This window comes from Ideonella flava, assembly GCF_051857595.1.
Lineage (GTDB): Bacteria > Pseudomonadota > Gammaproteobacteria > Burkholderiales > Burkholderiaceae_C > Ideonella.
This window is the reverse complement of record NZ_JBPZHD010000001.1, coordinates 366,182-380,637: the sequence shown is the minus strand read 5'-3', so window position 1 is coordinate 380,637 and position 14,456 is coordinate 366,182. Positions and strand designations below refer to the sequence as shown.

At 68.2% G+C, this 14,456-nt stretch carries 19 protein-coding genes; 4 read left to right on the top strand and 15 right to left on the bottom strand.

Going from position 1 to position 14,456, the window contains the following annotated elements; genetic code table 11:
• Positions 1–431 precede the first annotated feature (431 nt).
• A complete protein-coding gene (locus tag ACS5PM_RS01750; protein ID WP_439384784.1) occupies positions 432–617 on the bottom strand; it encodes a hypothetical protein in 186 nt (61 codons plus the stop codon).
• 584 nt (positions 618–1,201) lie between these two features.
• On the opposite strand from ACS5PM_RS01750, the gene ACS5PM_RS01745 reads away from it, so the two are divergent.
• Entirely contained in the window at positions 1,202–1,864 is a 663-nt protein-coding gene (locus ACS5PM_RS01745; RefSeq protein WP_439384782.1) for an FkbM family methyltransferase, read from the top strand.
• A 54-nt stretch (positions 1,865–1,918) separates the two neighbouring features.
• On the opposite strand, the gene ACS5PM_RS01740 is transcribed toward ACS5PM_RS01745, so the two are convergent.
• Both ACS5PM_RS01740 and ACS5PM_RS01735 read right to left on the bottom strand, forming a co-directional pair.
• The gene (locus ACS5PM_RS01740; protein WP_439384780.1) at positions 1,919–2,638 is read right to left on the bottom strand and encodes a hypothetical protein; all 720 of its coding nucleotides are present in this window, start codon (positions 2,636–2,638) and stop codon (positions 1,919–1,921) included.
• Positions 2,635–3,699 carry a GSCFA domain-containing protein gene (locus ACS5PM_RS01735; RefSeq protein WP_439384778.1) on the bottom strand — a complete coding sequence of 355 codons (1,065 nt, stop codon included), beginning with the start codon at positions 3,697–3,699 and terminating at the stop codon, positions 2,635–2,637. The genes ACS5PM_RS01740 and ACS5PM_RS01735 overlap by 4 nt, the downstream gene beginning before the upstream one ends.
• A 282-nt stretch (positions 3,700–3,981) precedes the next feature.
• On the opposite strand from ACS5PM_RS01735, the gene ACS5PM_RS01730 reads away from it, so the two are divergent.
• Complete coding sequence (locus ACS5PM_RS01730; protein ID WP_439384776.1) at positions 3,982–4,614, top strand: tetratricopeptide repeat protein; 633 nt, start codon at positions 3,982–3,984, stop codon at positions 4,612–4,614.
• Between the two features lie 7 nt (positions 4,615–4,621).
• On the top strand, positions 4,622–5,041 hold the full coding sequence (locus ACS5PM_RS01725) for a hypothetical protein (RefSeq protein ID WP_439384774.1): 420 nt from the start codon (positions 4,622–4,624) through the stop codon (positions 5,039–5,041).
• A 21-nt stretch (positions 5,042–5,062) separates the two neighbouring features.
• Here the strand turns inward: ACS5PM_RS01725 and ACS5PM_RS01720 are convergent, their stop codons facing one another.
• From ACS5PM_RS01720 to ACS5PM_RS01675, 10 genes are read right to left on the bottom strand one after another with little or no spacing between them, the layout of a single operon-like run.
• Entirely contained in the window at positions 5,063–6,184 is a 1,122-nt protein-coding gene (locus ACS5PM_RS01720) for a tetratricopeptide repeat protein (RefSeq protein ID WP_439384772.1), read from the bottom strand.
• A 45-nt stretch (positions 6,185–6,229) separates the two neighbouring features.
• Positions 6,230–7,039: a sigma-70 family RNA polymerase sigma factor gene (locus ACS5PM_RS01715; protein ID WP_439384769.1), complete on the bottom strand. Its 810-nt coding sequence runs from the start codon at positions 7,037–7,039 to the stop codon at positions 6,230–6,232.
• Between the two features lie 15 nt (positions 7,040–7,054).
• Positions 7,055–7,879, bottom strand: coding sequence for a flagellar type III secretion system pore protein FliP (gene fliP / locus ACS5PM_RS01710; RefSeq protein WP_439384767.1), 825 nt, complete (start codon positions 7,877–7,879; stop codon positions 7,055–7,057).
• Between the two features lie 41 nt (positions 7,880–7,920).
• Positions 7,921–8,295, bottom strand: coding sequence for a hypothetical protein (locus tag ACS5PM_RS01705; protein ID WP_439384765.1), 375 nt, complete (start codon positions 8,293–8,295; stop codon positions 7,921–7,923).
• A gap of 8 nt (positions 8,296–8,303) precedes the next feature.
• Positions 8,304–8,636 carry a FliM/FliN family flagellar motor switch protein gene (locus tag ACS5PM_RS01700; protein WP_439384764.1) on the bottom strand — a complete coding sequence of 111 codons (333 nt, stop codon included), beginning with the start codon at positions 8,634–8,636 and terminating at the stop codon, positions 8,304–8,306.
• A gap of 20 nt (positions 8,637–8,656) precedes the next feature.
• On the bottom strand, positions 8,657–9,478 hold the full coding sequence (locus ACS5PM_RS01695; protein WP_439384762.1) for a FliM/FliN family flagellar motor switch protein: 822 nt from the start codon (positions 9,476–9,478) through the stop codon (positions 8,657–8,659).
• A gap of 1 nt (position 9,479) precedes the next feature.
• Entirely contained in the window at positions 9,480–10,694 is a 1,215-nt protein-coding gene (locus tag ACS5PM_RS01690; RefSeq protein WP_439384760.1) for a flagellar hook protein FlgE, read from the bottom strand.
• A 44-nt stretch (positions 10,695–10,738) separates the two neighbouring features.
• Entirely contained in the window at positions 10,739–11,140 is a 402-nt protein-coding gene (locus ACS5PM_RS01685; RefSeq protein WP_439384758.1) for a flagellar hook assembly protein FlgD, read from the bottom strand.
• The gene (locus tag ACS5PM_RS01680; RefSeq protein ID WP_439384756.1) at positions 11,137–12,030 is read right to left on the bottom strand and encodes a hypothetical protein; all 894 of its coding nucleotides are present in this window, start codon (positions 12,028–12,030) and stop codon (positions 11,137–11,139) included. The genes ACS5PM_RS01685 and ACS5PM_RS01680 overlap by 4 nt, the downstream gene beginning before the upstream one ends.
• Positions 12,027–12,281 (bottom strand): hypothetical protein, encoded by a 255-nt coding sequence (locus ACS5PM_RS01675; protein WP_439384754.1) that lies wholly within the window; start codon positions 12,279–12,281, stop codon positions 12,027–12,029. The genes ACS5PM_RS01680 and ACS5PM_RS01675 overlap by 4 nt, the downstream gene beginning before the upstream one ends.
• Positions 12,282–12,284: 3 nt before the next feature.
• Here ACS5PM_RS01675 and ACS5PM_RS01670 point away from each other — a divergent pair, with 3 nt between their 5' ends.
• Complete coding sequence (locus tag ACS5PM_RS01670) at positions 12,285–12,500, top strand: hypothetical protein (RefSeq protein WP_439384752.1); 216 nt, start codon at positions 12,285–12,287, stop codon at positions 12,498–12,500.
• Positions 12,501–12,511: 11 nt separating this feature from the next.
• Here the strand turns inward: ACS5PM_RS01670 and ACS5PM_RS01665 are convergent, their stop codons facing one another.
• Both ACS5PM_RS01665 and ACS5PM_RS01660 read right to left on the bottom strand, forming a co-directional pair.
• Entirely contained in the window at positions 12,512–13,834 is a 1,323-nt protein-coding gene (locus ACS5PM_RS01665) for a FliI/YscN family ATPase (RefSeq protein ID WP_439384750.1), read from the bottom strand.
• Entirely contained in the window at positions 13,834–14,454 is a 621-nt protein-coding gene (locus ACS5PM_RS01660) for a FliH/SctL family protein (RefSeq protein WP_439384748.1), read from the bottom strand. The genes ACS5PM_RS01665 and ACS5PM_RS01660 overlap by 1 nt, the downstream gene beginning before the upstream one ends.
• Positions 14,455–14,456 lie beyond the last annotated feature (2 nt).

Sequence of the window (14,456 nt, the reverse complement as noted above, 5' to 3'; positions counted from 1 at the left end):
TATCCTCCGGCGTGACGAACCCAATGGGCCGCTTGGGTGGATCGGGCGGCGTCATCAGCTCGCGCAGCGCATCGAACACCTGCTTGAGCTGAACGCGGGTGTTCCCTGCGTCGGACGGCTACCGATTCTTCCCAAACCGGTATGACGCGGGGGTGAAGTTCTCGGGCAGTCTCTCGCGTGCAGGTAGGGTGTACGTCTTCGAAGGCCGCTGCACATATCACACCGAGGCAGGGCCTGTGCTCGTGAAGGCGGGCGAGTATGCGGACTTCCTGCCTGGTCAATACGAGTTCGAGGTGCCAGCGGAAACGCCAGTTCGCCTCATGTCGGTCTACAAGATTCACGAGTTAGCCGGTAAGGCGAGTTGACCGCTTGAGGGGGAAGAAGCCAAGGGCCGCTGACCGCGGCCCTTGCTGCTTGTGGGCTGCTGAAGCTCAGCGCCCCTGCTGGGCCAGCACGGTCTCGATCATCTTCGAGACGAACTGCTGCTGAGACTTGGGCAGCTGGGCGACGGCCTCGATGTGCTGCTGCCACTGCGGCGCGGGACCGCGCTTGCTGCGAGTCGCGGGCTTGCTCTCGCCGAAGAGTTCATCGAGCGACACCGACAGCGTGTGCGCCACGGTCGGCAGCGCTGAGACCGGGATGCGCCGGGGAAGCCAGGGTCAGGTCTTGCAATGCAACTCAGCCTGAACAGCCGAACAGCTGCTAAGAGAAGAGACACCCGCCCCCAAGGACCGCTTGCTGAGCGGCCCTTGTTGCTTGTGGCTACCGAAACTCAGCGTCCTGCTGGCGAGCACGGCTCGATCATCTTCGAGACGATCAGGCGATCTGACTTCGGCCCACTTGCCCCGCCTTTCACGTCCCTTGAAAACTGACCACGGAGCCCGCGCGGACGCTGGCAAAGCTGACCGCGGCCATCCACGCCGCGGCGCGCCGCCTGGCCGCGCACGAGCGCAGCACCTCGAGGTTGCCATCGCGCGGCAGCGCTGGGGACGCTGAACGTGCGTTCGTCGCGCATGGAGCGAAAACCGATGAGTCGCGAAATTCACCACCAACGTCGGACCCATTGGCTTCGACGGGTCCTTTCGGGGCCGGTTCATCGTGATCCAATTGCACGCCAGCCTGATGGCCCTTATCTCCTTCTCCCTCTCCCTCTCCCTCTCCCTCTCCCTCTCCCTCTCCCTCTCCCTTTTCCCTCGTTCCCATGGCTTTACGTCAATTCATCGTCCGCGATGTCCACCTGGAGGTCGACAGCTCGACGCTCAACCAGCCCCTCGAGGCAGCGCTCACGAGTGGTCGCTACGAGGGCTCAGAGGCCAAGGCTTTGCAACTTCTGCTGCGGCCGGAAGATCATTACTTCGAGCTGGGGGGCGGCCTGGGTTTCATGTCGACGCTCGCGGCGCGCATCGTGCGCGACCCGGCGCGCATTCACGTCTTCGAGGCCAATCCCGAGCTGATCCCCGTGATCAGGAAGACCTGGGCATTCAACGGCTGCGACGGGAACGTCTACAACTTCATGCTGGGCACCGGCAAGGGCCAGCACAAGTTCCATGTGTCGAAGGCCTTCTGGGCTTCTTCGGGACAAATCGACTACGGCAACAGCAAGACCATCGTCGTCGAGCAGCGCGACTTCCTGCGGCAGTTGGAGAGGAAGGCTGCGACTTTCGTGATGATGGACATCGAGGGTGGCGAACGTGATCTGCTGAACAAGACGCTGCCGTCGCACGTGCGGGCCGTGGTGGCCGAGTACCACCCCACGATCATCGGTGCGGAGACGGTCGCAGCACTCTGGGCCAACCTGGAGTCGCAAGGCTTCCGCACCGTGCCCGAGGCCAGTGACAACAAGGTGCGTTCCTACGCGCGCTGATCCGACCGCGGGCCCTCGCACCCGACGATGGCTCGCTTGCAGCGATCGGCCGGCTCAGCCGGCGCCACTTGCCGCGATCACATCCAGCGCCTGCAGGATCATGCGGCGGCCAAAGGCGGCGTTGCCGTGATGCGGGTCGTCCAGGCCGTTGCGCAGGTCGTCTCGCATGAAACCGTCCTCTTCAAAGAGGTCGGAGGGCACCTCGGCCACGGGGATGCGTTGGGCGCTGAGCCAACGCTTCATTCGCTCGCGGAAGAAGCCGTCGATGGCGATGACTCTTTGCGCGCCGACCGTCTGGATGGCGGGGTGATGACGGAAGGGCCGTGGGCCTTCGATCACGAAGGGGTTCATGCCCAGCGACTGCATCGCCAGCAGCAGCGCCATCACGTGGCGCTGGTCGTCATCGACGAGGCGGCCGAGCAGGCTGCTGCTGAGGGGGATTCCGGGGATATCGGTGCCGGGCACGCTGTACCGAGCCCAGTCCGGGTGACGGAACACACGGGCCGTGTGGAGCGCACCGCTGAATCCGTGCCATCGCGCGTCCGGGTGCGGCTTCAGCGGCAGGCGATGAATGCTCTTGCGGTACTCCGGCTGGGTGATGGCGATGTGGTCGCCGTGCGCCTTGAAGAACGGGAAGGGCAACAGGTGGCCACCGCCCAGCGGTCGGACGATCCACTCGTGCTCGCGCAACGCGGGAGCATCCTCCGCCTGCAGCGCCAGGATGCCTCGATGAAGTTGCGCCGTGTGCGAATCGCCAATGATGACGACCTTCATCGCGGGACCCCGAACGTCCGCAGCAACTCCTCGTCGCAAGCGATGGCCTCGTCGTCGGCGGCTTCGGATGGGCCCGCCTGCACGGCGGCGCCCGAGGGGGGAGGTGGGTGCATGCGGAAGAACTCGGCCATCACGTGGTCGACGCCGGCGGCACTGACGCTGCGCATGTCGGCCTCGAAGAAGCGGCCCTGCATGGCAGGCGAAGCGACGATCTCGAAGGATGGAAAGTAGTCGACCCACGGCAGCTCGTCGGTCAGGGCCGAGGCCGCTGCGCGCAGCGTGGATTTGGAGCGCATCGTCGCGACCGCGACATGCTCGCCGCTGGCGGTCGCCATCAAAGGCACGGGCGAGACGGTGACCAGTACCTGCAGGTGGGGCCGAAGGGCGCGTAGCGCGGCCAGGAAGGACCGCATGTCCGCCAGCACCTCCTCCTGCCCGAAGTTGTGGAACTTCACTTCCGCAGGATCCCACGTGCCGCCGTTCACTCCGGGCGCGACGGGGTAGACGGCGCCATCATGACGCGATGCAAAGCATTCGGTGAGGCCGAGCGTGAACACGAAGAGATCGACGGTCTCGAAGACCTGGCGCACCATCGCCAGGTGGTGGCTGCGCGAGCGGCGCAGTTCATCGACCGATGAGAACGGCTCGGGCTCGATGGTGGGGCGGAACGGGTCGACCACGCCGTCCTGCCAGATCCAGTGATCGTCCTTCGGCTCGAAGCGGCCGAACGCGCGTTCGATCAGCTGCCACAACTGGCGAGGCGTGTAGACGTTGCCGTAGCGCGCGGAGTACATGCCGTAGCCGTATTCCAGGCGGGTGGCGCTGTTGACGATGAAGCCGGGTGCGGGCTCCGTGTCGATGAAGCGAAAGCCCGCCTCTCGCACGCGCCGGCCGATGTGCTGCGCGAAGCAGCTGCCAGCCGTCGCGATGGCCTGGTCGGTGATGCGAAAGCGCGGCTGGTACCAGTCCTTGATCTCCAGCGGGTCGCGGTGGGCCACCGATCGCATCCAGTGCGCGCGGGCCGGGATGTCAACGTAGGGATGCCTGGGCGAAGGAACCATGGGGAATCCTGTCTTTTCCATGAGCCTCGTCGTGTCGTATGGCGAATATTGTCGCTGGCGGCCCTGCGCCGGTTTCATCTCGGCCATCGGTACGTTTCAAGCCCATGGCCTCGCTCGGCCAGAGACGCGCGCGACGAGCTGCGCGCTCTGGTTCGCGATATCGGGTACTTCGTGAACTCACTCGCTGCGTCGAGGGCGGCAAGCGGTCGTCGGCGGGCAACGCGCGGGGTACGATCGACATGCACTTCTACCGGCCAGCTCGTCGTCAGACGAACGTTTCTCATGGGCACCAACGACTCCTCCCTTTCCCTCTCCCCCGATGCGGCCGATGGCCTCATCCAGCAGGGGCTCGCGGCCAGCCGCGCCGACAGGACCGACGAGGCGCTCGCGTTGTTCGCCGAGGCGGCGAGCCTGGCCCCTGCGTCCGGCATCCCGCACTTCCTGATCGGAGCCGAGCTGGCCCAGCTGGGCCGCATGGAGGAGGCCGAGACGGCCTACGCCAATGCGGTGCTGCTCGCCCCCGCGTTGGACATGGCGAGGTATCAGCTGGGGCTGATCCAGTTCACCGGCGGCCGCATGGCCCTGGCCCTGGTGACGTGGTCGCCGCTGTTGGAGAGGTCGGCAGAAGATCCGCTGCAGCGCATAGTGCATGGCTTCGCGGCCCTCGCCCAGGACGACGCGGAGCGCGCGGTGGCCTGTTTCCGCGAAGGCATCGCGCTGAACCCGCACAACCCTCCGCTGAACGCTGACGTGCAGCGCATGATCGAGCGCATCGAGCAGCAGCGGCCTGTCGTTGCTGCCCCCTCGCCGGTCGAACCCGATCCTGCGCCGTCGGATCCGCCGGCCGCCATTGACGCGGAGGACCCGCAGCACGTCCTGCTCTCGAACTACGGCCGCCAGGGCCTGCTGCACTGACATCCGGATGACCACGATCGGCCCCGCGCCCGAACTCACGGCTTACTTGCGCACCCAGCTGTCGGCGCTGGCGCGGCCTGCAGGCGTGTCGGGCGGGAATCCGGCTGCCGGGCCCCAGTCCACTGTGCGGCCCGGCCAGGAATCCCGCCAGCCGCGTGCCCGAAAGGGCGCGGCCGATGACCTGGCGACGAGCATTGCCCGCAAGGTCGCCGGAATCGACAAGCGCGACCCGGACAGGCGCCGCAAGGCTTTTCGTGCCTTTCTGGAAGCGTTGATGGTGGACGAGTGGGGGCCGGCGCTGTTGAACGACCCCGGCTTCCAGCAACTCGTCGACACGGTGCAGGCGCAGATGGAGTCGCAAGCCGCGCTGAAGGCGCCGATCGAAGAGGCGGCTGATCGATTGCTCGGCCTGGGCGTGGGCACCTGACGCACGCGCATCCCGCGTCGCTCAGCGCGGCGCCGTGGATGTCCGCCTTGCGGTGAGCAGCCTGGCCGCCAACTGCTGCAACTTGCCGGCGTCGCCGGCCTCGCCGTCGAGCACTGCGCGCGCGTAGTGGGCCGACAGGCAATGCCGGTCCAGGCGCAAGGCGATCTCGATCGCGCCTTCGGCAGCCGCGCGCTCCCCAGCGCGCGCCAGCACCGCCGCCATGCCGCCGTGGCTTTCCGCGAAGTTGCGGTCCATGGCCAGCGCATGATCGAACGCCGACCTGGCCGCTTCCAGGTCACCCTGGAGCAGCGTCAACCAGCCCAGGCCATGCCACGTGCCGATGTGCTCCGGCATCAGCTTCAGCGCGCGCTCGAAGCTCTCCCTCGCGCCCGGCCATTCGCCGCTCAGCATCAATGCGAAGGCCCATGCAGACAAGGCCCGGCCGTCGTCCGGATTGGCCTGGAGCGCCTGCGCCAGACAGTGCTTGGCCTCCTGCGGATCCTGCCCCGCCAGGCACAGGCTGCCCCGGCTCACCAGTGCTTCGATCTGGCGAGGATGGTGGAGCAGCGCCGCGCGGGACCACTGGTCGGACAGGGCCATGTCGTTCGCATCCAGGGCCACCAGCGCCGCGACTCCTTGTGCCTCGGGAGCCAGCTGTTGCACTGCGGCCCAGCGCCTGGCAGCGTCCAGCGCTTCGTCCAGGCGGTTTGAACGATGCATGAGGCGAAGCCACACGACCTGCAGGTGCGGGGCTGGCGCCGCGCCAGTCGGATCGACGAGCGGCGAGAGGCAGGCCAGGCCCTCCTGGCCACGGCCTCTGTAGAGGCAGGTGAGGGCCAGGTCATGCCGCACCGTATCGGCCAGGCCAGGCGGTGTATCAGGGGTGGACAGCAGCTCATCGAGTGAGTCCGCCGCCGCTTGCCACTCGCGGCGCGCCATCAGCCAGTGAGCATGGTGCAACCTCCAGGCGAGCGGCTCCTTGCCCAGCGCCATTCCCGCTTCGAGGTGCGCACCTGCGCGCTCGAGCCGCCCGCTGTGCAGCGCGGCCTCGAAGGCCCGCATCAGCAGGCCGTTGTTGCCGGGATCCTGGGCCAGGAAGCCCTCCAGGCGCTGCAGCGCGTCGATCGGTTCGTTGGAGCTCATCTTGAAGTTCCTGGGATGGCAAATGCGATCGTTTGCATCGCGTGGTCAGAAGGCGGCGTTGCATTCGCCATGGTGGGACATCAGCGCACGCAACGAGGCCAGCGCCTTCTTGTGAATCTGCGAGACGCGGCCCTTGGTCACTGCCAGTTCGCGCGCAATGTCCTCGAACGCGTGCCCATGCGCATAGTGCAAGCGGACGACGCGGCCTTCGGCGGGCGGCAGTTGCGCGATCAGTTCATGCAACCTTCGCCGTGTGTGCCGCAACTCCACGGCACGATACGCCGGGTCGGCGACGGGCTGCGCCTGCTCGCCGGCACTGAACATGCCGGTGTCCTCCAGCATGAAGCCGATCGCCAGGCCGATGCCGATCTGCGCCAGGTACTGGAACAGGTCGCCTTCAACGGGCGGTGTGGCACCACCGACACTGGCCTCGGCGGCTTCATCGGTCGCAGCCGCCAGGGAGGCGCTGCGCTCGGCGAGCAACTGGCGCCGCAGGTTCAATTGCTGCTGGCGCTCGCTCAGGCGGGCGATGCCGTCCAGCACGGCGCCACGCATGCGCCGGGAGGCATAGGTCCTGAACTGGGCACCGGCCAGGGGGTCGTAGCGGTCGAAGGCCTCGAGCATGCCGATGCGGGCGAGCTGCAAGTAGTCGTCGAAGTCGATCTCGTCGGTGGTGCGCTGCGCGAAGGTCATCGCCGCGATCACCCGTGCGTACGGCAGATGCATCGACAGCAGCGTCTGGCGCGCGGCCTCGTCGCGCGAAACTCTCCAGGCGATCCAGAGCGCGCGCTCGTCCTGCGCCGCGGCGTCCTCGGCCTCCGTGGCCGCAGCGGCGATCGATTCCTGTGGCTGCATTCGCAAGCTCAAGGCTCAGTGGAACGATCCCACCAGGGCCTTGACGATCAGCGCCCAGCCGTCCACCAGCACGAACATCAGGATCTTGATCGGCAGGGCGATCGTGATCGGCGGCATCATCATCATGCCGAGCGACATCAGGATGCTCGAGACGATGAGGTCGATCAGCAGGAAGGGCAGGAAGACGACGAAGCCGATCTGGAAGGCCGCGCGCAGCTCCGACAGCATGAAGGCCGGGATCAGCTGGAGATTGCCGATGTCATCGATGCTCGTCGGCCGCTTGCTCTTCGAGATCTCGACCATCAGGGCCAGGTCCTGCTCGCGCGTCTGGCGAACCATGAACTCGCGCAGAGGCCGGGCGGCCGTGTCGACCCCCTGCTGGATGCCGAGTTTGCCGGCCATGAACGGCTGCAGGGCCTCGTTGTTGACCTGCTGCAGCACCGGATTCATGGTGAACAGTGTCAGGAACAGCGCCAGGCCGATGACCACGGTGTTCGGCGGCGTCTCCGGCATGCCGATCGCGTGGCGAAGCATCGACAGCACGATCACGATGCGCAGGAACGAAGTCAGGCAGACCAGCAGCGAAGGCAGGATGGCCAGGAGCGTCAGCGCCAGCACGATGCGCACGGCGGACGCGGTGTCCCCGGACTTGCGGTCGAGCTGCGGCAGGGCCAGGCCGAGGTCGGCCGCCCCGGCGGGCTGCGCCGGCTTGGCCGCCTTCGAGCTGCCACCAGCCTGAGAACTGCTCCCGGGCTGCGCCTGGACGGTGTCGACGTTTTCCGTGGCCGTCTGGGCGTGGGCGCTGGGCAGGCCGGCAATGCCCCACAGGACGATGGCCATCGTTGCCACCGCTCGCCGAGCGACGCGTGCGCAACGCTCCATCACGGCGAGGTCTCCCCATCGGCGGCGGGGCGGCTGTCGAGCAGCACCGGGCTGGCGTTCAGGGTGGTGGCCACCAGGAGCCTGCGATCGCCCCACTGGACCGCGTGCACCTGGGTCTGACCGTCCAGGCGCAGTGAGGCCTCGAGGCCGAGGCCGCCGGGGCGGGCGGCTGTCGGCCCCTTCGCCCAGCGGGACATCCAAGGCGGTCGACTCGTGCCGCCGCGGCCCGCACGCCAGCGCATCACCAGGGCGACGAGGGCCAGCAGGGCAAGCAGCGCCGCGCCCGCCCAGGGGAAGCCGACGTCCGCCGTGTCCGCGAGAAGGTGGGCTGGCACCGCCGACGCCGCCGAGGCAGCCGAAAGACTCGAGTCCATGGATGGATTCAAGGCTTCAACGGCAGCGGCAGCTCGGTCAGCCGGATGCCGAAATGCTCGCCCACCGCTACGAGCTGGCCGCGGGCTACCACCCGACCTTCCAGCAGGAGGTCCACTGGCGCGTCGACCTCGCGGTCCAGCGCCAGCACCTGGCCCGCCTGGGCGCGCGTCAATTCACCGACGGTCATCACGACTTCGCCGACGCAGACCTGCAGGCGGGCCTTCACGTCGAGCAGCGGGCTCTGCACAGGCACCACAGGGGCTGCGGTCGGCGCGGGGTCGGTCGCCTCGGGCAGGCCGATCCATTGCGCGGCCGATTGATTCTGGGAAGCGGAATTCATGAAGTGGGAGGTTTGATGGCTCAGCGGGCCGACACCAGCGCCACGGCCATCCGGCCGTTTCGCTGCACCAGCCTTCCGGCGAACACGGCGGTGGCGTCGGCTTCGTGCGCCGACAGGGACAAAGGGTCTGCAAGGCGATGACCGGTGACCAGCACATCGCCCTCCCGCAGGCCGACGAGTTCACCCAGCGTGACGGGCACGTCGGCGAGTCGTGCGTGCAATCTCACAGGCTCGTCGACCAGGGCTTCATGCAACGGGCTCAAGGCAGGCAGGGCTGTTGCGGCAACGCTGCTGCCGCGGCCCGGACGCGGCCATGCCTCGGCACGGACGTGCAGCGACACGGAGAACGGGCGAGCATCCGGCCCGGCGAAGCGCGCCACGGCGCGCACAGCTCCGGACCAGGCGAGGCTGTCCCCGGCAGGCGGGCCGTCGTCTGGCATGTCTTGCTCGGCCGCGATGGCGCCCAGCCAGTCCACGGCGCTTCGATGCAGGGCGGCCAGCGCATCTCGGGCGAGGGACCTGGACAGCGCCGGGGCCCCGTGCTCCGCCGGGGGCTGGGCACCGAACAGCGCCTGCTCCAGCGCTGCTACGCATGGCGCGTCACAACCCACCCAGGCGACTTTCCTGCCGTTCGCTCCGACCGCCAAGGGCTGCCACGCAGTCGCGACAGGAGGCGCCTGCCACGCGTTGTCGACCTGCAGGCCGTCGACCGCCAGTCCCCAGTCGCGTCCCCAGCCGTCGAGTGCTGCCAGCAGACCGGTACGCAAGCCGTCCAACTGCGCAGCGCTGCGCCAGCACAGGGACTGCACGGCGGTCGGCCGGGCCGAACCAGGTGCATCCATCTCAGCGGCCCTTCAGCGAGAACAGTTCCTGAAGCATCTCGTTGGCGGTCGAGACGACCTGCGACGAGGCCTGGTAGCCACGTTGCATGATCACCAGGTCGCTGAACTCGGACGACAGGTCGACGTTGGAGATTTCCACGACGCCGGAGCGGATGGAGCCGAAGGCGCCCATCTGCGCGGAGCCGGTCTCCCAGGAGGAGACATCAGTGGGCTCGAACATGTTGTCGCCTGCCGAGCGAACGGTGTCGGGCGAATTGAAGCGCGCCAGAGCGAGCTTCACGCCCTTGGCCGATTGGCCGTTCGAGTACTTGAGGTCGAGCACGCCGTCGGCACCGACGGCGACATCCGTGAGGTCGCCGAAGGCGTAGCCGTCGATCGTCGTGGTCTGCAGGGTGGACTGCGTGCCAGCGTCGAAGGAGGTCACATCCGCGCTGAAGTCGAGCGTGATGGCCACCGCTTCGGCACCCGGCGGCTTGTAGTCGATCGATACCTTGGCCTTGGTCGGATCGATCTCCGAGCCGAGGAACACCAGGGTGCCTGTTCCGACCTGCGTGGTGCCATCCTTGACCGTGACGCTCCAGTGCACCTCGTTCGCCGGCGCACCGGGCGCCTCGACCTGCTGGAACTCGAGGGTCAGGCTGTGCTGCCCGCCCACCGCGTCGCGAACCTTCACGTCCGACAGGGTGTGCTTGCCTTCCGAGGGGGTGCCGCGCCTGGACAGGTTGCCGCGGAACGCCACCGAGCTCGTGGCTTTGGCGGCGTTGGTGCGCAGGCCCTCCAGCGACACCTCGACGAGGGCGCCGTGCTCGTCATGGGCCATCACCTTGGCGCCGGTCCCGCGGCTGACGAGAAAGCCATCGTCATCGAACTTGAACTCTCCGTCGCGGGTGTAGCGAAGCTGCCCATCCTTGTCCTTGAGGACGAACAGGCCCTGTCCGTCGACCGCCAGGTCGAGGCCGTTGCCGCTCTGGCGCAGTTCTCCCGGGGAGAAATCCAGCGACGTGGAGTAGGTGGTGAGGCCTTGGCCCAGCTGGTTGGGGCCGGCCGAGCTGAATGCTCCGCTGGCGGGCCCGGCGGAATAGAAGAGGTCTCCGAACTGCAGCGAGGCGCCCTTGAAGCCGGGGGTGTTGATGTTGGCCGTGTTGTTGGCGATGACGCGCAGGCCCCGCGAGTAGCCCATCAAACCGCTCATGCCAATGTAGATCGAGTCCAGCATGCAATGCTCTCCTGAATGGAATTTGAAAAGGGTGGCGGCCTGGATCAGCGGACCACGGTGACCTGCGAGAGGCTGATGCCGCCGATCGTGATGCCCGACACGTTGACGCTCAGCTCCGGCGTGGTGCCGGCCCAGGAAAGCGACGCCACGGTTCCCGTCTGGGTGCCTTCGCTGGTCGTGAACTGGACCGTCCGGCCGATCAGGCCGATCGCCTGCATGGAGGCCTGGGTGGAGACCAGCGAATCGATCTTGCCGCTCAGCTCCTGGGTCTGCCCCAGCGTCGTGAACTGCGCCAGCTGGGCCATGAACTCCTGGTTGTCCATGGGCTTCAGCGGGTCCTGGTACGTCAGCTGGGTGAGCAGGATGTTCAGGAAGTCCTGCATGCTGATGTTGGACGACTGCGTGCTGCTGGTCGTGCTTGCGCCGATGGCGCCGATGGAACTCATGCGGACTCTCCCTGGGCTGGGTCGATGAAGGGGAAATGGGTGACGGACTCGTGCGAGGACCGGTCGCTTTCAGCACCGGCGCCAGGCAATGCATCGAGGTCGAGCGCTTGGCCGTTGCAGATCCAACGGGCTGGGCCGTAGCCGGACTGCGCGAGCCACTGGGCGACGGCGCGGGTGACGGTGGGCAGGTGGACAGCGGTCGGCGTGTCCAGGCCCAGCCAGACGGTGGCATGCTCCTTGTCACCTTCGACGTGCACGCGAACCGGTAGCCGTGTCGATTCGTGCCGAACGTTTCGGGGCGGAGGGGCGGTGTCGTCGATCTCGGCTGCGGTGCCGGCCTCGGGCGGCGCCACGACGAGCGTGAGTGCGAGTCGCGGACGGTCATCTCCGGCCACCATGACCTGCGGTGCGGTGGCGTATGCCGGAGGGGACGCGCGCATGGGCTGGAGGATCGGCTGCACCTGCAAGACCGGAGCCGCCGGACTCGTCGCATGGACAACAGCCGGCAACGCTGCGACCGGGATCGTGGCGGGCTGGTATGCCGCGGGCAGCACTGGACTGGCCACGACCAAGGGCTGGAGGTTGCCGCCTGCCGACGCCGAGCTCGACCGCCGCACATGCACCGCCGAGCTCGATCCAGGCCGCTTGGAGTCTGGCCGTGCCATGCGGACGGTTTCGCGCTCCAGAGGAGCCTTCGCCTGGGCAGGAGTCTTCGCCTTCGACGGCGGATCTGCCGTGCGCCTGCCTTCGAAGCCATGGAACCAGGCGTCTGCCTGCGCGCGCTCCATCTGGCGACGCCACGCCTGGCCATCGCCCGCCGGCGCACTCGCCTTGCCGGCAGACGAGGATGAGCCCGCCGTCAGGGCGCGCATCGCGTCTTCCAGCTTCATGCCTTGGCCTCCTGTTCGTCCGCCGCTGCGACCAGCACATGCTGTCGCGCCAGCCAGTCCTGGTCAGCCGCCGACTGCAGGCGCCGGCTGCTGTCCACCACGTGCACTCGCAATGCCTCGTCGCGATGCCTGTCGAAGGCCTGCTGCTCGACGCGGGCACGTTCGAGTTCGCGTCGCGCCTCGTCGGCCTCCGCCTGCCTGGCTTCGATGTCGAGCTGGGCCAGGGCCAGTGATTCGCTCAGGTGTTGCATGTGATGCGACAGCGCCAGTGCTCGCCGCGGGTCGATCGGGGCACGGGGGTCGGGCGTAGCTCGTCGAGCCAGCTCGACGCATTGCTCGCGGACCGCGTCGGAGCTCCGTTGCGCCTGGGCTGCGGCGTGCTGACGTTGCCCAAGCACGCTGATGGCGTGGTCGACGCGGTGCTGCGCACGCTGGCGCGCCGGCTCCAACGCATAGGTGAACCCGCGTAGATCCTGCCGACTCATGCCGGGCCTGCCTTGCTGCTGCTCATGAGGTGGTGAAGCGCCTGCAGGGCCGCGGGCCGGGAAGCGCCGCCTTCGCTCTGCCGCAGGAAATCCTGCAGGCCCGGCTTCAGCCGCAGCGCACCATCCAGCTCGGCGTTGCTGCCCGCCACGTAGGCGCCGATGTCGACCAACTGCCGGTTGCGCTCGAGCAGATCCAGCGTGGCCATGGTCTGGCGGGCCAGCTTCAGCTCGTCGGTACCGGCCAGGTCGCTCATCACCCGGCTGGCGCTCTGCAACACGTCGATGGCGGGAAAGTGGGCCTGCTGCGCGAGCTGGCGCGACAGCACGATGTGCCCGTCCAGGATCGCGCGCAGGTTGTCGGCGATCGGCTCGTTGTGGTCGTCGCCTTCGACCAGCACGGTCAACAGGGCCGTGATCGAGCCGCCCGATGGCGCGGTGCCGCAGCGCTCGCACAGTTCCGGCAGCTCGGCGAAGACCGACGGCGTGTAGCCGCGCGCCGTCGGCGGCTCGCCCGCGGACAGCCCGATCTCGCGCCGCGCCATGGCGAAGCGGGTGATCGAATCCATGGTCAGCACGACCTGCTGGCCCTGGTCGCGGAAGGCCTCGGCGATGGCGATCGCGGCGTAGGCGGCATGCAGGCGAGCCAGGGCCGGCTGGTCCGAGGCCGCCACGACGACGACCGAGCGGCGCAGGCCCTCGGGGCCGAGATGCTTGTCGATGAACTCCTTGACCTCGCGGCCGCGCTCGCCGATGAGGGCGATGACGTTCACGTCAGCCTTCACGTGGCGCGCGATCATGCCGAGCAGGGTGCTCTTGCCCACCCCGCTGCCGGCGAAGATGCCCACCCGCTGGCCCAGACCCAGCGTCAGCATCGAATCGATGGCGCGCACGCCGGTCTCGAGCACCTGGCTCACGCGCGGGCGATGCAAGGGGTTGATGGGGGCGGCTTTCACTGGGCGGCTCGGCTGGCGGGCCGGATCGGGAAGTCCGTCCAGCGCATGGCCGAAGCCGTCGATCACACGGCCCAGCAGGGCCGGGCCGACAGGCACCTGCGCCCCCTGGCCGAGCGCCTCGACGCGACACCCCGCGGCCAGGCCCTGCGCGGCGCGGAAGGGCATCAGCGTCACCAGCCCTCGGCGCAGGCTGACCACTTCGGCCAGGACGGGCGCACCCGCCTGGCGCGGCAGGATGCGGCACAGCTCGCCGAGCGTGACGTCGGGCCCTTCGGCCTCTATCGACAGGCCGGTGACCTGCCGCACCACGCCGACGCGGCGAACCAGCTCGGCGGTGGCGGTCGCCTGGCGAAGGGACTGCAACATCAGCGCGCACCTCCGTCGGCGAGTTCATCGCGATCGGCGCGATTCCAGAGATCCTTCAAACGCCCCAGCTGGGTGGCGAGGCTCACATCCAGCTGCCCGTGATCGCTCTCGATGATGGCGGCCAGCGGCTCGAGCGAGGGGGCGATCTGCACGCGCAATTCCGGATGCCGCGCGAGCATCGTGCGACCGGCGTCGCTCGCCACCAGGGCGTCATGGTCGCGGGGATGCAGACGCACGCCCAGCCAGGGTTGGCCGCGCAACTGGTGCACGCCTTGCCGGAGGATGTCGACCAGCAGTCCGGCACGGCCCGCGCCGGTGTGCTGCTCGGCGTGCGGGCCGCAGACGCGGCACAGGGCCTCGTAGGCCAGCTCGATGGCTTCGCGCTCCAGGGCGAGGAAGCGCTCGGGCAGGGCCTTCTGCACCGTCTGCAGCAGGTGCTCCAGTGCCGCGATGCGCTGGCCATGTTCATCGTGGCGGCGCTTCTCCGCCTGCTCGGCCTGCTTCTGCAGGGCCTGCAGGCGCAGCTCGATCTCGCGATCCAGGCGCGTCTGCGCATCGGCCAGGCCTTGCCGCAGGCCTTCTGCGTAGCCGGCGTCGAACTCCGGGGTCGGCGCGCTCACCG